Source organism: Streptomyces sp. MnatMP-M17 (genome assembly GCF_900091995.1).
In the GTDB taxonomy this organism is placed as follows: domain Bacteria; phylum Actinomycetota; class Actinomycetes; order Streptomycetales; family Streptomycetaceae; genus Streptomyces.
Map to the genome: position 1 here is coordinate 1 of NZ_FMDK01000341.1, position 16,307 is coordinate 16,307.

Annotated in this window: 18 protein-coding genes, 1 tRNA gene and 1 pseudogene; 6 read left to right on the top strand and 14 right to left on the bottom strand. The window is 69.6% G+C overall.

Annotated features, from left to right (window positions below):
* Both GA0115259_RS15825 and GA0115259_RS15830 read left to right on the top strand, forming a co-directional pair.
* Window positions 1-508 (top strand): annotated as a pseudogene (locus GA0115259_RS15825) (hydrolase); the annotation flags it as partial.
* 99 nt (window positions 509-607) lie between these two features.
* Window positions 608-1,267, top strand: coding sequence for an SDR family oxidoreductase (locus GA0115259_RS15830; protein ID WP_093596857.1), 660 nt, complete (start codon window positions 608-610; stop codon window positions 1,265-1,267).
* 224 nt (window positions 1,268-1,491) lie between these two features.
* Here GA0115259_RS15830 and GA0115259_RS15835 read toward each other — a convergent pair.
* A tRNA-Tyr gene (locus GA0115259_RS15835) sits at window positions 1,492-1,573 on the bottom strand.
* A gap of 241 nt (window positions 1,574-1,814) precedes the next feature.
* On the opposite strand from GA0115259_RS15835, the gene GA0115259_RS15840 reads away from it, so the two are divergent.
* The 3 genes from GA0115259_RS15840 (at window position 1,815) to GA0115259_RS15850 (ending at window position 3,720) form a co-directional block, all read left to right on the top strand.
* Entirely contained in the window at window positions 1,815-2,303 is a 489-nt protein-coding gene (locus tag GA0115259_RS15840) for a YajQ family cyclic di-GMP-binding protein (protein WP_093596820.1), read from the top strand.
* Window positions 2,304-2,551: 248 nt separating this feature from the next.
* Complete coding sequence (locus tag GA0115259_RS15845) at window positions 2,552-3,055, top strand: methylated-DNA--[protein]-cysteine S-methyltransferase (RefSeq protein WP_093596861.1); 504 nt, start codon at window positions 2,552-2,554, stop codon at window positions 3,053-3,055.
* Complete coding sequence (locus tag GA0115259_RS15850) at window positions 3,052-3,720, top strand: alpha-ketoglutarate-dependent dioxygenase AlkB family protein (RefSeq protein WP_093596823.1); 669 nt, start codon at window positions 3,052-3,054, stop codon at window positions 3,718-3,720. Before GA0115259_RS15845 ends, GA0115259_RS15850 begins: the two co-directional genes overlap by 4 nt.
* A 54-nt stretch (window positions 3,721-3,774) precedes the next feature.
* Here the strand turns inward: GA0115259_RS15850 and GA0115259_RS15855 are convergent, their stop codons facing one another.
* From GA0115259_RS15855 to GA0115259_RS15915, 13 genes are all read right to left on the bottom strand, one after another.
* Window positions 3,775-4,044 carry a GlsB/YeaQ/YmgE family stress response membrane protein gene (locus GA0115259_RS15855; protein ID WP_093596826.1) on the bottom strand — a complete coding sequence of 90 codons (270 nt, stop codon included), beginning with the start codon at window positions 4,042-4,044 and terminating at the stop codon, window positions 3,775-3,777.
* A 217-nt stretch (window positions 4,045-4,261) separates the two neighbouring features.
* Window positions 4,262-4,654, bottom strand: a complete 393-nt coding sequence (locus tag GA0115259_RS15860; protein WP_093596829.1) for a YccF domain-containing protein — start codon at window positions 4,652-4,654, stop codon at window positions 4,262-4,264.
* Window positions 4,651-5,514: a zinc metalloprotease HtpX gene (gene htpX, locus GA0115259_RS15865; RefSeq protein ID WP_093596832.1), complete on the bottom strand. Its 864-nt coding sequence runs from the start codon at window positions 5,512-5,514 to the stop codon at window positions 4,651-4,653. The genes GA0115259_RS15860 and htpX overlap by 4 nt, the downstream gene beginning before the upstream one ends.
* A gap of 263 nt (window positions 5,515-5,777) precedes the next feature.
* Window positions 5,778-7,346, bottom strand: coding sequence for an NADH-quinone oxidoreductase subunit N (locus tag GA0115259_RS15870; RefSeq protein ID WP_093596834.1), 1,569 nt, complete (start codon window positions 7,344-7,346; stop codon window positions 5,778-5,780).
* Window positions 7,343-8,908 carry a complex I subunit 4 family protein gene (locus GA0115259_RS15875; protein WP_093596864.1) on the bottom strand — a complete coding sequence of 522 codons (1,566 nt, stop codon included), beginning with the start codon at window positions 8,906-8,908 and terminating at the stop codon, window positions 7,343-7,345. The genes GA0115259_RS15870 and GA0115259_RS15875 overlap by 4 nt, the downstream gene beginning before the upstream one ends.
* Window positions 8,909-8,935: 27 nt before the next feature.
* Window positions 8,936-10,942 carry an NADH-quinone oxidoreductase subunit 5 family protein gene (locus tag GA0115259_RS15880; protein ID WP_093596836.1) on the bottom strand — a complete coding sequence of 669 codons (2,007 nt, stop codon included), beginning with the start codon at window positions 10,940-10,942 and terminating at the stop codon, window positions 8,936-8,938.
* Entirely contained in the window at window positions 10,939-11,289 is a 351-nt protein-coding gene (nuoK, locus tag GA0115259_RS15885; protein WP_093596839.1) for an NADH-quinone oxidoreductase subunit NuoK, read from the bottom strand. Before nuoK ends, GA0115259_RS15880 begins: the two co-directional genes overlap by 4 nt.
* Complete coding sequence (locus tag GA0115259_RS15890) at window positions 11,289-11,900, bottom strand: NADH-quinone oxidoreductase subunit J family protein (RefSeq protein ID WP_093596842.1); 612 nt, start codon at window positions 11,898-11,900, stop codon at window positions 11,289-11,291. Before GA0115259_RS15890 ends, nuoK begins: the two co-directional genes overlap by 1 nt.
* Window positions 11,897-12,481, bottom strand: a complete 585-nt coding sequence (locus GA0115259_RS15895) for a NuoI/complex I 23 kDa subunit family protein (RefSeq protein ID WP_093596845.1) — start codon at window positions 12,479-12,481, stop codon at window positions 11,897-11,899. The genes GA0115259_RS15890 and GA0115259_RS15895 overlap by 4 nt, the downstream gene beginning before the upstream one ends.
* The gene (locus GA0115259_RS15900) at window positions 12,481-13,449 is read right to left on the bottom strand and encodes a complex I subunit 1/NuoH family protein (RefSeq protein ID WP_093596848.1); all 969 of its coding nucleotides are present in this window, start codon (window positions 13,447-13,449) and stop codon (window positions 12,481-12,483) included. Before GA0115259_RS15900 ends, GA0115259_RS15895 begins: the two co-directional genes overlap by 1 nt.
* A complete protein-coding gene (locus tag GA0115259_RS15905) occupies window positions 13,446-14,486 on the bottom strand; it encodes an NADH-quinone oxidoreductase subunit C (RefSeq protein WP_093596851.1) in 1,041 nt (346 codons plus the stop codon). The genes GA0115259_RS15900 and GA0115259_RS15905 overlap by 4 nt, the downstream gene beginning before the upstream one ends.
* Window positions 14,483-15,136 (bottom strand): NADH-quinone oxidoreductase subunit B, encoded by a 654-nt coding sequence (locus GA0115259_RS15910; RefSeq protein ID WP_093596854.1) that lies wholly within the window; start codon window positions 15,134-15,136, stop codon window positions 14,483-14,485. Before GA0115259_RS15910 ends, GA0115259_RS15905 begins: the two co-directional genes overlap by 4 nt.
* Window positions 15,127-15,519, bottom strand: coding sequence for an NADH-quinone oxidoreductase subunit A (locus GA0115259_RS15915; protein WP_066943821.1), 393 nt, complete (start codon window positions 15,517-15,519; stop codon window positions 15,127-15,129). Before GA0115259_RS15915 ends, GA0115259_RS15910 begins: the two co-directional genes overlap by 10 nt.
* Window positions 15,520-15,695: 176 nt before the next feature.
* Between GA0115259_RS15915 and GA0115259_RS15920 the strand changes: the two genes are divergently transcribed.
* The coding region (locus tag GA0115259_RS15920) for a sensor domain-containing protein (protein WP_176732562.1) at window positions 15,696-16,307 on the top strand (612 nt) is incomplete at its 3' end.

Genomic DNA, 16,307 nt, shown 5'->3' on the forward strand with positions numbered 1-16,307 from the left:
GGTCCAACTGGCGGCGGCCGGTGTGACGGTGATCTGTCTGCCGCAGGGCGGCTGCGGAGGTGTCGAGCGAGGCGGTCCCGAGCAGCGCGGTGTCGCTCCCGTACCGCTGCTGCGGGCGGCCGGTGTCCGGGTCGCGGCGGGCAGCGGGGCACTGCGCGATGTGTCGAATCCGGTCGGGCGCGGAGACCCACTGGAGGCCGCCTATCTGCTGGCCTCGCAGACCGGGATGCGGGCGGCGGACGCGTACGACACGGTGAGCACGGCGGCGCGGGCGGCGATGGGCCTGCCGGAGGTGCGGGTGGAGGCGGGCTTTCCTGCGGAGCTGCTGGCGGTGCGCGGGGAGCGGATCGCGGACATGCTGTCGCTGGCGTACAGCAGGATCGTGATCCACCGGGGCCGGGTGGTGGCGCGGACGAGCGCGGTACGGGAGTACTGCGACACGGCGGCGACGGTCGCGCTGGAACTGCCGCGACAGGGCCGGTCCGACTTTCCGTACGGTGGTCCGTGAGCGGATGCGGGTGGGGTCCGTGATACGGGTGGGGTCCGTGAGCGGATACGGCTCTCCGGCACGAGGCGGCAACGGCCCATCGGACGTACGGTCATGACCATGCGAATGGTGATCGCCGGAGGACATGGTCAGATCGCGCTACGGCTGGAGCGGCTGCTCGCCGGGCGCGGAAACGAGGTCGCGGGAATCATCCGCAACCCCGATCAGGCGGAGGATCTGCGGAAGGCGGGCGCCGAACCGGTCGTCCTGGACCTGGAGTCGGCCTCGGTGGAGGAGGTCGCGGCGGTGCTGGAGGGCGCGGACGCCGTGGTGTTCGCGGCGGGTGCGGGTCCCGGCAGTGGCACGGCGCGCAAGGAGACGGTGGACCGCGGCGCCGCCGTCCTGCTCGCCGACGCGGCGGAGCGGGCGGGCGTACGGCGCTATCTCCTGGTCTCCTCGACGGGCGCGGATCCCGATCACCGCGGTGACGACGTCTTCGACGTATATCTGCGGGCCAAGGGCGCGGCCGAGGAGGACGTACGGTCCAGACCGGCACTCGACTGGACGATCCTGCGCCCGGGAATGCTGACGAACGACGCGGGCACCGGGCTCGTACAGCTGGCGAAGTCGGTGGGACGCGGTCCGGTGCCGCGCGACGATGTGGCGGCGGTGCTCGCGGAACTGCTGGAGACGCCGGGAACGGCGGGACTGACGCTGGAACTGATCAGCGGCACAGTCCCGGTACCGGAGGCCACGAAGGCAGCCGCAGCCGCCCACTGAGCCACCACCGGACCACCACGGCCCACGCGCCGACACTCACTCATATCGGCCCACTGGCAGGACACTTGGCTGGGTCGCGCGAGGTGCGGGTGCGTGGGCCTGCAACCGTGGGCCCGCAGGCCTGGGCTCGCAACCGTGGGCCTGCGACGGTGCGCGTACGTGCCCGTAAGCGAATGGCCCCCGACCTGCGTTTCCGCAGATCAGGGGCCATCTCCTTTATCGCGTGGCGGCGCCAGGATTCGAACCTGGGTAGGCTAAGCCGACGGATTTACAGTCCGCTCCCATTGGCCACTCGGGCACACCGCCATGGGATGTCGCTGCCATCCGGATGGGCCGCTGTGAGGCGGTGCTCCGTGGCAACGACGTAAACGATACCCGATGCCCAGGGGTGCTCCGCCACCGGATTGATCAGCGCTTCGGACGGGTGCGGGTGACTAGGCTTTACGGGAGCGACCGGCGGTGTCCGGCCGCGCTGCGAGCATGCGACGAGCACCCGATGTGCTGCCCGGGCAGCCCCCGGGAGCACCGATACAAGGAGCCACAGGACATGGCCGACTCCAGTTTCGACATCGTCTCGAAGGTCGAGCGGCAGGAGGTCGACAACGCCCTCAATCAGGCCGCGAAGGAAATCTCTCAGCGTTACGACTTCAAGAACGTCGGAGCCTCCATCGGCTGGTCCGGCGAGAAGATCCTGATGGAGGCGAACTCCGAGGAGCGGGTCAAGGCGATCCTCGACGTCTTCCAGTCCAAGCTGATCAAGCGCGGGATCTCGCTGAAGGCGCTGGACGCCGGCGAGCCGCAGCTGTCCGGCAAGGAGTACAAGATCTTCGCCACGATCGAGGAGGGCATCTCCCAGGACAACGCCAAGAAGGTCGCGAAGATCATCCGCGACCAGGGCCCCAAGGGGATCAAGGCGCAGGTGCAGGGCGACGAACTACGGGTCAGTTCGAAGAGCCGCGACGACCTCCAGACCGTGATCGCGCTGCTGAAGGGGCAGGACTTCGACTTCGCCCTCCAGTTCGTGAACTACCGGTGATCACCGGCTCCGACCTGCACGGACGCTGTCAGACCGGCTGAGGAGGACACAACGGGGGCACAACGCCGAGGCGGACCTCGGCTCGACGGCGGCCCCCGTTGTGCCCTCCTCGTCTCTTACCGCTCATGCCGTCGGCGGCATCCTGGGCGTGGTGTCTGATTTCCGCCAGCTTCTGTGTCCTCGGAGGCGGAGACTCGTCACTGAAGGTGGCGGAACGCGCCGCCGGAGAGGAACGACGAGTGATGAGCGTGACCATGTACACGACGATGGACAGCCCGCTGGGTGAACTACTGCTGGCCGGCGAGGAGTCCGCCACCGCGAAGGGTGGCGTCGCACTCGCCTCGCTCTCTCTGCCGGGACAGAAGGGCGCGGCTGTCGTCCAGGACGGATGGGTCCGGGCGCCCGAGGCGTTCGACGAGATCGCTGGGCAGCTCCGGGCGTACTTCGAGGGCAGGCTGACACGTTTCGACCTGGAGTACGCGGACGGCGGTACGGACTTCCAGCGCCGCGTCTGGCAGGCGCTGGAGGCCATTCCGTACGGCGCCACCGTGACCTACGGACAGATCGCCGCACAGGTCGGCTCCACCGGGGCCGGGGTGCGCGCGGTGGGGACCGCGATCGGCCGGAATCCACTGTTGGTCGTACGGCCGTGCCACCGCGTGATCGGAGCGGACGGAGCGCTCCGTGGGTACGCGGCCGGGCTGGCGCGCAAGGAGCGGCTCCTCGGTCTGGAGGGCGCGCTCGTGTCATGAGCGGAGAACTCTTCCCAATGCCTTCCAGGCCGCGCGCGGTCCTGGCGCCCGGAGCGGTGCATGTCCCCGACTGGTTGCCGGAGGAACGGCAGCGGGAGCTGGTGGACATCTGCCGTGACTGGGCGCGCGGGCCGGTACCGATCCGGCACACGGTGCTGCCGAACGGCGGTGTCATGTCCGTACAGACCGTCTGTGTCGGCTGGCACTGGCAGCCGTACCGCTACACCCGTACCGCCGGGGATGTGAACGGCGCCCGGGTCGCGGAGTTCCCGGACTGGCTGCTGCGGCTGGGACGCGCGGCGCTCACCGAGGCGTACGGCGATCCGGCGGCCGGTGCGGCGTACACACCGGACACCGCACTGATCAACTTCTATGACGGCGACGCCAAGATGGGGATGCACCAGGACAAGGACGAGAAGTCCGACGCTCCGGTGGTGTCCCTGAGCATCGGCGACCGCTGTGTCTTCCGCTTCGGCGGTACGGAGAACCGGGGGCGGCCGTACACGGATGTCGAACTCTCCTCCGGCGACCTCTTCGTCTTCGGAGGACCGTCCCGCTTCGCCTATCACGGCGTGCCCAAGGTGTATCCCGGAACGGCCGACCCGGCGACGGGCATGCGCGGCGGGCGGCTGAACATCACCCTGCGCGAGACGGGCCTCGGCTGAAGCGCTGTCGGGTCCGCGGCCGGCCGGCTGGCGGCGTCGCGGCTTCCGGCCGCCTCAGCGGGACCGTGAGTGGCCGAAGAGGACCCGGTATATGACGAGCAGCACAAGCGCGCCGCCGATGGCGGCGGCCCAGGTGGCACCGTCGTAGAAGTCCGCGTTGATGGGGTGGTCGAGCCAGCGGGCCGAGATCCAGCCGCCGATGAACGCTCCCGCGATACCGATGACGGTCGTACCGATCAGCCCGCCCGGGTCCCGGCCTGGGAGCAGTATCTTGGCGACGGCTCCGGCGAGCAGCCCGAGAATGATCCAGCCGATGATGGTCATGCCCTGAACCTGCCTTTCGTGCGTGTCGTCAGGAAGGACGTCACGGAAGCGGCGCGCGGTTGCGGGGACCGGCCGTGGTCACGACCACACACGGAATGACCGGCAGCATGCTGACCGGCAGTCGACGCAGGCCGGCATCGCGCAGCCCCAGTCGTCGTCCCCGCCCTCGTCCTCCGCGCCCTGCGCGCCGGCCCCCAGGCCCGTACCCGGGCCGGGATCAGCGTGCCGCGAACGGCTGGTCGGTGCGCACGATTTCCTTGCCGAGCGGCATCAGCGAGATCGGGATCAGCTTGAAGTTGGCGAAGCCCAGCGGGATTCCGATGATCGTCACACAGAGTGCGATACCGGTGAAGATATGACCGAGGGCAAGCCACCAGCCCGCGAGGATCAGCCACAGGACATTGCCGATGAACGACGGCGCACCCGCGCCGGGCCGGTCGACCGCCATATAGCCGAAGGGCCACAGCGCGTAGAACCCGATACGGAACGCGGCGACGCCGAACGGGATACCGATGACCGTGATGCACAGAAGCAGCCCGGCCAGCAGATAGCCGAGGCACATCCAGAAGCCGCACAGCACGAGCCAAATGACGTTGAGGATTGTCTTCATGGTCGGCGACCTGCCATCTGTTCCAGTCGGGCGATGCGCTCCGCCATCGGCGGATGCGTGGAGAACAGTTTCGCGAACCCCTGTCCCGGCCGGAAGGGATTCGCGATCATCATGTGGCTGGCGGTCTCGATGCGCGGCTCGGGCGGCAGCGGGAGCTGTCTCGTCCCCGCGTCCAGCTTCCGCAGCGCGCTCGCCAGGGCGAGCGGGTCACCGGTGATCTGCGCGCCGGAGGCATCCGCCTCGTACTCGCGCGACCGGCTCACCGCGAGCTGGATGACCGTGGCCGCCAGAGGCCCCAGGATCATGATCAGAAGAAAGCCGAAGACACCGGGGCCGTCATCGTCGTCGGAACGGCCCACGGGGATCAGCCAGGCGAAGTTCACCAGGAACATCACGACCGAGGCGAGGGCGCCCGCGACCGAGGAGATCAGGATGTCCCGGTTGTAGACATGGCTCAGCTCATGGCCGAGGACACCGCGCAGCTCCCGCTCGTCCAGGATCTGGAGGATTCCCTCCGTGCAGCAGACGGCCGCATTCCGTGGATTGCGGCCGGTGGCGAAGGCGTTGGGCGCCTGGGTCGGTGAGATGTAGAGACGCGGCATGGGCTGGCGGGCGGCGGTCGACAGCTCACGGACGATGCGGTAGAGCTGCGGCGCCTCGAACTCGCTGACGGGACGGGCACGCATGGCGCGCAGCGACAGCTTGTCGCTGTTCCAGTAGGCGTACGCGTTGGTCCCGATGGCCACGACAAGCGCGACGATCAGGCCCGTACGGCCGAAGATACTGCCGATCCCGATGATGAGTGCGGACAGTCCCCCGAGGAGTACGGCGGTCCTCAGCCCGTTGTGCCGGCGGTGCACGGTACGCCCTCCAGGTGGTGCGGCAGGGGAACCCTTTGCTGGTGCTTCTCCACTCTCCAGTGGACCCTTCCGTACTGGTCAACGCCAGGCGAGCGGTACGGGTTCCCTGGCGCGCCCGGCCGCAGGCGTACGCCGTATGGGTGGGGGCGTGCGAAGGAGCGCCCGAAGGAGCGCGCGGTGGTGCGGGACGGAGTTCGTGGTCCCGGCGGAGGTCCCGCGGAGGTCCCGGGTGGACTCGGAGTGGGTCTGGAGGGGGAGTGGGCTCAGAAGAGGCTGGTGCCGGCGAAGCGCAGTACCAGTTGCGGCGCTCCGGAGAGGGCGACTCCGGCCACGGCGGTCAGGGCGATGGCCACGGTGAGGGCCGCGGGAACCCCGCGTATGACGAGTTCCCCCGGCTCCGCACCCTCGGCGGCCCCGGCGGCTTCCTCCGGAGCGCGGAAGAGGACCGTCGTCCATTGGAGGTAGTAGTACAGCGCGATCACCACATTGACGGCCATGACCACGGCCAGCCAGCCGAGCCCGGCGTCCACGGCCGCCGAGAAGACCGTGACCTTGGCGAACAGCCCGATGATGCCCGGCGGCAGTCCGGCCAGGCAGAGCAGGAAAAAGCCCATCGCGAGCGCGACGACCGGCCGCCGGGCGGCGAGGCCCTGGTAGTCGGAGATCCGGTTCAGTGGCTTCGTACGGGCCACCAGGGCCACGACGGCGAAGGCGCCGAGGTTCACGACGGCGTACATCAGGGCGTACGCGACGGTGGAGCCGATCGGCACAAGGGAGCCGTTCGGCTGTCCGTCCGCGTAGCCCGCTGCGGCGATCGGCACCAGCAGATAGCCGGCCTGGCCGACGGAGGACCAGGCGAGCAGCCGTACGGCGCTCCACGCGCGTGTGGCGGACTGGCGCAGTGCCGCGACATTGCCGACGGTCATGGTGAGTCCGGCCAGTACGGCGAGGACGGGTCCCCAGACGTCCGCGTACGAAGGGAAGCCGATGACGGCCACCAGGATGAGGCCCGTGAAACCGACCGCCTTGCTGACAACGGAGAGGTACGCGGCGATGGGCAGCGGCGCGCCCACATAGGTGTCCGGGACCCAGAAGTGGAACGGCGCCGCGGCCGTCTTGAACGCGAACCCGACGAGTGTGAGGGCGACGCCCGCCTGCGCCAGGGTGGCGAGTTGGCCCGGAACGCCGGCCTCCAGCCGTGCGGCAATCTGGGTGAGGTGGAGCGTGCCGGTCGTGGCGTACACGAAGCTGACGCCCAGCAGCATCACGGCCGTCGCGGCGACGGAGGAGAGGAAGAACTTGAGCGCGGCCTCGGAGGAGAGCCGGTCGCCCCGCCTCAGTCCGACCAGCGCGAAGGCGGGCAGGGATGCGACCTCCAGGGCGACGACCAGGGTCGCGAGATCGCGTGAGGCGGGCAGCAGGGCCGCACCGGCCGCGGAGGAGAGCAGCAGGAACCAGTACTCCCCTACGGGGAGTTTCCGCATCTCGCCGCCCAGCGTCAGCAGCGCGGTGAGCAGCGCTCCGCCGAGCACCAGGAACTGGATGACCAGCGCGAAGTGGTCGGCGGTGTAGCTGCACACGGTGGCGTCGGTAGGCAGGCAGAACGTCGAGCGGTCGCCGTCGCGCAGTGGCAGGAGCATGACGAGCGCGGCGAGGAGACCGGCGATGGTGAGCACGCCGAGGAGCGGCTTGCGGTGTTCCGGTACGAAGAGATCGGCGACCAGGACGATCAGGGCGACCAAGGCCGTGATGGTGGGAGGCGCGATCGCGAGCCAGTCGACGGACTGGACGAGGCTGGCGGCGCCGACGGCGCTCTCGGCGGCCACGGTCACGACTTGCCTCCTGCGAGGAGCTGCTGCACGGCCGGATCGGTGAGGCCGAGGAGGACCGCGGGCCAGAGTCCGGCGAGCACGGTCAGGGCGACGAGCGGTGTCCAGGTTGCGAATTCATATGTCTGGACATCGGCGAGGTGCGGCGCCTCCTGCGGCTTCACGCCCATGCAGACTCGCCGTACGACGATCAGCAGATATGCGGCGGTGAGCAGGGTGCCGAAGCCGGCAATCGCCATAAAGGTGAGGAAGGCCGGGCGGCTCAGTCCGTCCGCAGGATCGAAGGCGCCGAACATCGCGAGCATCTCGCCCCAGAATCCGGCGAGTCCGGGCAGCCCGAGGGAGGCGACGACCGCGAAGGCGAGCAGACCGCCGAGGCGTGGCGCGCGGCCGTAGAGCGCGGCGCCGGCCGCTCCGGCGAGGGTGTCGAGATCGGCGGTGCCGTACCGGTCCTTGACGGCTCCGACCAGGAAGAACAGCAGGCCGGTGATCAGGCCGTGGGCGATGTTGGCGAAGAGCGCGCCGTTGACGCCCGTCGGTGTCATGGTCGCGATACCGAGCAGGACGAAGCCCATGTGGCCGACGGAGGAGTAGGCGATCAGCCGTTTGAGATCGCCGCCCGCGCCCTGCTTGGCGAGGGCCAGACAGGCGAGGGATCCGTAGATGATGCCGACGACGGCGAACGCCGCGAGATAGGGCGCGAAGGTCCGCATCCCGTCCGGCGCGATGGGCAGGATGATACGGACGAAACCGTATGTACCCATCTTGAGCAGTACGCCTGCGAGCAGGACGGAGCCGACGGTCGGGGCGGCGGTGTGGGCGTCCGGCAGCCAGCTGTGCAGCGGCCACATCGGAGTCTTCACGGCCAGCCCGAGACCGATCGCGAGAACGGCGATGACCTGCACGGATGTGCTCAGCCCACGGCCGTTGTCAGTGGCGAGTGCCACCATGTCGAATGTGCCTGCGCGGAGCCCGATGAGCAGCAGGCCGAGCAGCATGACCACGGAGCCGAGCAGCGTGTAGAGGATGAACTTCCAGGCGGCGGCCTGCCTGCCGCCGGTGACTCCTTCCGATCCGCCCCAGCGGGCGATCAGGAAGTACATCGGGATCAGCACCATCTCGAAGGCCAGGAAGAAGAGGATCAGATCGAGGACGGCGAAGGTCGCGAGCGTGCCGGACTCAAGAAGGAGCAGGAGGGCGACGAACGCCTTGGGCGAGCCGCCCTTCGGCTGCTTGAAGTAGCTGTAGAGCGCGCAGAGGAAGGTCAGCAGCGCCGTCAGGACCAGAAGGGGGAGTGAGATGCCGTCGATGCCGAGATGGATCCGGATGTCCAGCGCCGCGATCCAGCTGATGTCCGTCGTGGCCTGGATCCTCGACGGGTGGTCGTGGTCGAAACCTGCGGCGAGGACGATCGTGGCGAGGAGGATCGCGCCGGTCACGGTCACACCGTGGCGCAGTACGGCCTGGTCGGGGCTCTTGCCGCGCAGCCCCGGCGGCGCGGGCAGGAGCGCCGCCACGGCGCCGACGAGCGGCCCGACGACGATCAACGCGAGAAGGAACTGCATCACGGACTCACTGATATCGATCACGGCTCACGCTCCGGCGGCGACGAGTACGGCGGCGATCGCCAGGACGACGGAGCCGGCCAGCAGGGCGCTCACATAGGTCTGCACATTGCCGGTCTGGGCGCGGCGCACCGCGGCGCCGAGCCAGCGGGTGCCGGTGCCCGCTCCGCGTACGTAGGTGTCCACGACCTCGCGGTCGAGGAAGCGGACCAACTGGGCGGCGGCCAGCACCGGGCGGACGAACAACCGTTGGTAGAGGGCGTCGAGATGGAAGCCGACCGCCGCGTGCCGGTGCAGCGGTCCCAGCAGCAGCCGGCCGGGATCCGCCGGGTCGGGGGCCGAGGCGATGGAGCCGTAGACACGGGTGTGGATCTCCATGGCTTCCACCTCCGCGATGGCGGGCTCGGCATCGGGATGGGCGATGACGGCACCGATCGGGGTACGGGCGGCCAGCGCCGTGGTGTGGCGCCAGCACGCGTAGGTGACCAGACCGCCGACGAGCACGACTCCCGTGCCGAGGACGGAGGTGGTGAGGTTCGGGGCGAGGGTGTGTCCGTCGAACCAGTCGGGGAGATAGCCGACGGCCAGGCCGAGTCCGATGGACGGGATGGCCAGCACCCAGAGGACGGTGTTCATGGCGACCGGCTGTCGGCCGTGGTCGGGCGCTTCGGCGCCACGGCCACGGAAGGCCAGCAGCCAGAGCCGGGTGGCATAGGCGGCGGTGAGGAGGGCGGTGAGCAGCCCGGCGAGCAGCACCGTCCAGCCCGCGGCTCCGGAGGCGTTGCCGGCCTCGCCGAAGGCGGCGTGCTCGGCGGCCACGAGGACGGACTCCTTGGAGAAGAAGCCCGCGAAGGGAGGGATCGCGGCCAGGGCGAGCAGTGCGACCGCCATCGTCCAGTAGGCGTCGGGAATGCGCTTGGGCAGGCCGCTCATACGGGACATGGCGGCCAGTGAGTTGGTGCCGGCGGCGTGGATGATCACGCCGGCGCCGAGGAAGAGGAGGGCCTTGAACACACCGTGCGCGAGGAGGTGGAAGACGGCCGCGCCGCGGTCGCCCACAGCCAGGGCGCCCGACATATAGCCGAGTTGGCCGATGGTCGAGTAGGCGAGGACCCGCTTGATGTCGTCCTGGGCGAGGGCGGCGAGCGCCGAACCGACCATGGTGATCGCGGCCATCGCGGCCAGCACCACAAGGGCGGCCGTCGAGGCGGCGAAGACAGGGAGGAGCCGGGCCACGAAGTAGATACCGGCGGCGACCATCGTCGCGGCGTGGATCAGCGCGGAGACGGGCGTGGGGCCCGCCATCGCGTCCGGCAGCCAGGTGTGCAGCGGGAACTGGGCGGACTTGCCCGCCACTCCCGCGAGCAGCAGCAGCGCGACAAGGGTGGGATGGTCCAGTCCGCCGCTCGCGACGGTGTCCAGGATGCCGCTGATCCGGAACGTACCGGCGTCGGTGGCGAGCGCGAACAGCCCGAAGAGGAAGGGCACATCGCCGAGCTTGGTGACCAGGAACGCCTTGAGGGAGGCGGCACGCGCCTCGGGCGTCTCCCAGTAGTGGCCGACGAGGAAGTACGAGCAGATGCCCATGATCTCCCAGCCGACCAGCAGCACCATCAGATCGCCGGAGTAGACGACGAGCAGCATCGCGGAGGTGAAGAGCGAGACCAGAGCCGCGTATGAGGGATAGCGCGCGTCGCCGCGCAGATACCCGGTCGAGTAGATCTGCACGCAGGACGCGACGACGCCGACGAGGACGGCGACCAGCGCGGCGAAGCCGTCGACGGAGAGGGCGAGGTCGATGGGCACCGAGCCGGTGGGAGTGAGCCGGGTCGCGGCTTCCAGCGGCGGCGTACCGCCGCCGGAGCCACCGCCCTGGCGTACGGCCACGACAACGGCGAGGCCGGCGGCCGTCAGCGTCGGCAGAACGGCCAGCGGGCGTACGAAACCGGGCGAGGTGCGGCCGAGGAGCAGTCCCGCGACGGCTCCGAGGAAGGGCAGAAGAGGGACGAGGACGGCGAGAGTCGTGGTGGTCATGCGGTGACCTCGGCCTTCTGCGCCGGGGCTTCGGGTTCCTGCCGCTCGGCGGTGTCACGGAGCTTGTCGACGTCCGAGGTGCCGCGGTTGCGGTAGACCATCAGGACGATCGCCAGGCCGATGCCGATCTCCGCGGCGGCGATGGCGATGACGAAGAGGGTGAGCGCCTGGCCGGTGTGGAGCGTGTCGCGGAGCCAGACGTCGAAGGCGACGAGATTGAGGTTGACGGCGTTCAGCATCAGCTCGACGGACATCAGGACGAGGATCGCGTTGCGGCGTGCGAGTACTCCGTACAGCCCGGTGCAGAACAGAAGGGCCGACAGCACGGCGGGATAGACGAGATGCATCAGCGCTGCTCCTCTCCACTGCCGCCGGCGGCGCTGCCGTCCGTGGGCGTCGCGCCGTTCTTGCGGGACAGGACGATCGCGCCGACGAGGGCCGCCAGCAGAAGCACGGAGAGCGCTTCGAAGGGCAGCACCCAGTTCCGGAACAGGAACCGTCCGGACACCTCGGTGGAGCCCTGGGCCGGTCCTCCCAGATCGATCCAGGTGGTACGGAAGGCGTCGACGACCACCCAGACCAGGGCAGCGGCGGCGGCGACCGCCACGGCCGACGCGACCGGGCGGTTGCCCGAATCGGCGTCCGGGGAGCGGCCGATGGGCGCCTTGGTGAGCATCAGTCCGAAGAGAAGGAGGACCACGACGGAACCGACATAGATGAGGACCTGCACCCAGGCGATGAACTCCGCGGTCAGGAGCAGATATTCGACGGCCAGGCCGCCGAGTGTCACGACCAGCCAGAGGGCCGCGTGCACCAGTTGTCTGGTGGTGACGGTGACAAGGGCGGCGCCGAAGGTGACCAGACCGACCAGAAGGAAGGTGATCTCGACGCCGGTCGGTGAGAGGAAGCCGGGTCCGGCCGCCGCGGTGGCGGTCGCCGCCGTCGCTGCGAGGCTCACTCGCCGCCCTCCTGCTCCGGCGCCGGGCCCTGGTCCTGCTGCTCGCCTTCCTGGCGCTGTGCAGCTGCGAGCTTCTCGGCCGTCTTGCGGGCCGCGGCGACCTCCTTGGGCTCCTCGGCGCCCGGATCGAGCGCGGGCGGCGCGGGCACCGTCCACATCCACTCGCGGAGCCTGTCCCGCTCATGGGTGAGTTCGCGGATGTCCGTCTCCGCGTACTCGAACTCCGGTGACCAGAACAGCGCGTCGAAAGGGCAGACCTCGATGCAGATACCGCAGTACATACAGAGCGCGAAGTCGATGGCGAACCGGTCGAGGACGTTCCGGCTGCGCTCGCGGCCTCCGGGAGCCGCGGCCGGCACGGTCTCCTTGTGGGAGTCGATATAGATGCACCAGTCGGGGCATTCACGGGCGCAGAGCATGCAGACCGTGCAGTTCTCGTCGAACAGCGCGATCACGCCCCGGCTGCGGGGCGGGAGTTCGGGCTGGGCTTCCGGATACTGCGCGGTGACGGACTTCCTCGTCATCGTCCGCAGGGTGACGGCCAGGCCCTTGGCCAGGCCGGAGCCGGGAATCGGGGGCATCAGTTGATCGCCACCTTCACGATGCCGGTGAGCGCGATCTGCGCGAGAGCGAGCGGGATGAGTACGGTCCAGGCGAGCCGCTGGAGCTGGTCCTCACGCAGCCGCGGATAGCTCACCCGCAGCCAGATGACGACAAAGGCGAGCACGGCCACCTTGAGCAGCGTCCAGACCCAGCCGAGGCCGTCGGCGCCGAACGGACCGTGCCAGCCGCCGAGGAAGAGGACGGTGGTCAGGGCGCAGAGGACGACGATGCCCACGTACTCGGCGAGGAGGAACAGCGCGAAGCGCAGACCTGTGTACTCGGTGTACGCGCCGAAGATGATCTCGGAGTCGGCGACCGGCATGTCGAAGGGAGGGCGCTGGAGTTCGGCGAGGCCCGCGACGAAGAAGACCAGGGCGCCGACGATCTGCCAGGGCAGCCACCACCACTCGAAGGCATGGAGGATGCCGGGGATCGAGACGGTGCCCGCCGCCATCGCGACCGAGGCGGCGGCGAGCAGCATCGGCAGTTCGTACGCGAGGAGTTGGGCGGCGGTCCGCAGTCCGCCGAGAAGGGAGAACTTATTGGCCGAGGCCCAGCCCGCCATGAGCGAGCCGAGCACTCCGACGCCCAGCACGGCGAGTACGAAGAAGATGCCCGCGTCGACGGCCTGGCCTATCGCACCCTGGCCGGGGCCGATCGGGATGGCGACCAGGACGAGGAGATACGGAAGAAGGGCGACGGCCGGCGCGAGCTGAAAGACACGGCGGTCGGCGTTGGCCGGGACCACATCCTCCTTCTGCGCGAACTTCACACCGTCGGCGACGAGTTGGGCCCAGCCGTGGAAGCCGCCCGCGTGCATGGGACCGAGCCGGCCCTGCATATGGGCCATCACCTTGTGCTCGGTCTGCCCGACGACAAGAGGGAGGACCAGAAACACGGCGAAGACGGCGATCAGCCGGAGGGCGACGTCGAGTACGTCGTTCACGCGTCTCCTTCGGGGCGGTCGCTCGCGGGGCCGTCGCTGTCCGGACCGTTGCCCTGAGGGCCGTCGCTCTCCGGGCGCTCGGTGTGCCCTGGGTCCTCGGCGCGCTCGGCCGGGTTTGCGTTGTCGGGAGCCGTTTCTCCGCCGTCGTCGAAGGCCGGGCGCGGCTTGTGCCAGGGCGCGTCCGGTGCCGACGGAGGCGGTGTCCGGGGCGGAGTCGCCTCCGTACCGCCCGTCGGCTCGTCTCCGCCGCCCTCGGGCCGTGCCGGGCGGCTCGCCGAGCCCTCCGAGGCGCTGCGCGTACGGCGGACCGGACGGTCACCGACGGCGCGGGCGCCGCGCGCGGGACGGGCCGGGGCCTGCGGGAGCTGGCCCTTGAGCGGGCCCCACTCATTCGGGTCGGGTACGCCGGGCGGAAGCATCTGACGGCGCTTGGGGCCGCCGTGGTCGGACTCTCCCGGCTCCTTCGCGCCCGGCCAGGCCTTGGCGACCCGGGCGGCGAGGACGAAGTCCTTGCGCAGCGGATGGCCTTCGAAGGTCTCGGGGAGCAGCAGAGGGACAAGGTTCGGGTGGTCGGTGAAGGAGACGCCGAACATCTCGTGCGTCTCCCGCTCGTGCCAGCCCGCGCCCGCATAGACGCCCACAGCCGTGGGCAGGACGGCCGCCTCGTGCGGAACGGTCGTACGGATCAGCAGCCGGCGGACCGTACCGCCGCCCAGGGCGACCACATGGGCGCAGACACGGAAGCCCGTACCCGGTTCGTCGACGGCGCTCAGCCAGTCGAAGTAGGTGCAGCCCAGCCGGTCGCGGGCGGTTTCGAGCGAGGCGGTCCAGGAGCCGGCGGGAACGTCGACCGTCAGCAGGTCGTACGCGCGCTCGGCCGTGGCCTCCTCGCCGAAGATCTCGGCGACCGCGTCCGGGAGCCGGTCATAAGCGAGCCCGCCGTCGCCGTTCCGGCCGTTGCTGTCGCCACCGCCGCCGTTCCCGCCTTCGCCGTCCCCGGCGTTCCGGCCGGTCGCGTTCAGGTCCTGCTCGTTCATGAAGCGCCCTCCCCCGGTGTCGGCGGCGCGGCGACCAGGCCGCTGCGCAGCGCGGCGACCGAGGGCCGGCCGCCCGAGGCGTAGCGCTCGCCGAGCGACTCGCGGGCGATCTTCTCCTGGAGCTTCAGAATGCCCTGGAGCAGTGCCTCGGGGCGAGGCGGGCAGCCCGGTACATAGACATCGACCGGGATGACCTGGTCGACGCCCTTCGTGACGGAGTACGAGTCCCAGTACGGGCCGCCGCAGTTGGAGCAGGCACCGAAGGAGATCACATACTTGGGCTCGGGCATCTGCTCGTACAGCCGCTTCACGGCGGGCGCCATCTTGTCCGTGACCGTGCCCGAGACGATCATCAGATCGGCCTGGCGCGGCCCGGGCGCGAACGGGATCACACCGAGCCGGATGAAGTCGTGCCGGGACATGGAAGCGGCGATGAACTCGATCGCGCAGCAGGCGAGCCCGAAGTTGAAGACCCAGAGGCTGTAGCGGCGGCCCCAGTTGAGGATCACCTTCATGGGCCGCGGTGCCAGCCGGGAGAGCACGCCGAGTCGGCTCGGCTCCGGCAGCACCTGCGGCTCCGGCAGCGGCTGAGGCTGTGAACCGGCCACGGAGGCGGCGAGCGGGCCGGAGGCGGCCTGGGTCACGTCCATTCCAGGACGCCCTTCTTCCATGCGTAGAGCAGTCCCACGGCCAGGAAGCCGAGGAAGATGAACATCTCGACCAGCGTCGTGGCACCGTATCCGGGCGCGGCGAAGATCGTCGCCCACGGAAACAGGAAGATCGAGTCGACAGCGAAGATCACATAGAGGAACGCATAGACGTAGTAGCGGACCTGGGTGTGCGCCCAGCCCTCGCCCACGGGATCGACACCGCATTCATAGGTGAGCAGTTTCTCCGGCGTCGGCACCACCGGCCGCAGCAGCCGGCCCGCTCCGAAGGCCACGGCGACGAACAGCACACCGACGACCGCGAGCAGTCCGACCACCGAATAGCTCTGGAAGTAGTCCGCCGCGAGAACGGTCGATCGCGACACGTCCGCCCCTCGCTCCCTGACCTCGTAGCAGTTTCTTCGACGATCTGTACGGACGGGAGTCTAGGCCCTGTTAAAGAGACGGTAAGCAGCCGCGTCTCGACAGTGGGGTTATCCCTACTTCAGCCCACCCAGCTACCCCATGGCGCGTGGCATCCCGCCCGTGCAGGCTTGGCCTCATGACCGTGAGCGACAGCCTCCCCGACGACGACCGGCCGCCCGCCGCGCGCTTCGCGTACGACCGGCATACCTGGAAGGAGATCGCGCATCTCCTCGCGAACCTTCCGGTCTCGCTGGCCGGATTCATCTATGTGATGTTCACCGTCTCCACCGGTGCGGCGCTGTCGGTGACGGTGATCGGTCTGCCCTGGCTCGTCGCCGGTCTCACGGGCGCCCGGCTGCTCGGCCGCGCGGAGCGTGCGCGGGCGCGCGCGCTGCTTGGCGTACGGATCGACGAGCCGAGCCCCCTGCTCGGGCGTGGGCGCGCGCGCCGTTCCGACGGCTTCCTGAGCTGGGTGTGGGCAGGGCTGAAGGATCCGGTGGCCTGGCGGACCGTGCTGTACGAGTTCATCCGGCTGCCCTGGGGCGTGGTGACGTTCACCGTCACGCTGGTGGGTCTGTTCGTCCTGTGGCCGGTCCTGCCCTTTGTGGCGCGCGGGCTCACCAATGTCGACCGGGCCATGGTGCGAGGGCTGCTCTCGCCCTCCGACGAGCTGGAGCGGCGGATCGCCGAGCTGGAGTCGGACCGTGGTGTGGTCGTGGACACGGCAGCAGCCGATCTGCGCAGGATC

Coding starts and splice junctions, on each gene's coding strand:
- GA0115259_RS15875 (WP_093596864.1), bottom strand. CDS start 8,908: ATGCAGTTCCTTCTCGCGTTGATCGTCGTCGGGCCGCTCGTCGGCGCC.
- GA0115259_RS15895 (WP_093596845.1), bottom strand. CDS start 12,481: ATGCCCCCGATTCCCGGCTCCGGCCTGGCCAAGGGCCTGGCCGTCACC.
- GA0115259_RS15910 (WP_093596854.1), bottom strand. CDS start 15,136: ATGGACGTGACCCAGGCCGCCTCCGGCCCGCTCGCCGCCTCCGTGGCC.
- GA0115259_RS15840 (WP_093596820.1), top strand. CDS start 1,815: ATGGCCGACTCCAGTTTCGACATCGTCTCGAAGGTCGAGCGGCAGGAG.
- GA0115259_RS15850 (WP_093596823.1), top strand. CDS start 3,052: ATGAGCGGAGAACTCTTCCCAATGCCTTCCAGGCCGCGCGCGGTCCTG.
- nuoK (WP_093596839.1), bottom strand. CDS start 11,289: ATGCATCTCGTCTATCCCGCCGTGCTGTCGGCCCTTCTGTTCTGCACC.
- GA0115259_RS15855 (WP_093596826.1), bottom strand. CDS start 4,044: ATGACCATCATCGGCTGGATCATTCTCGGGCTGCTCGCCGGAGCCGTC.
- GA0115259_RS15830 (WP_093596857.1), top strand. CDS start 608: ATGCGAATGGTGATCGCCGGAGGACATGGTCAGATCGCGCTACGGCTG.
- GA0115259_RS15905 (WP_093596851.1), bottom strand. CDS start 14,486: ATGAACGAGCAGGACCTGAACGCGACCGGCCGGAACGCCGGGGACGGC.
- GA0115259_RS15860 (WP_093596829.1), bottom strand. CDS start 4,654: ATGAAGACAATCCTCAACGTCATTTGGCTCGTGCTGTGCGGCTTCTGG.
- GA0115259_RS15880 (WP_093596836.1), bottom strand. CDS start 10,942: ATGACCACCACGACTCTCGCCGTCCTCGTCCCTCTTCTGCCCTTCCTC.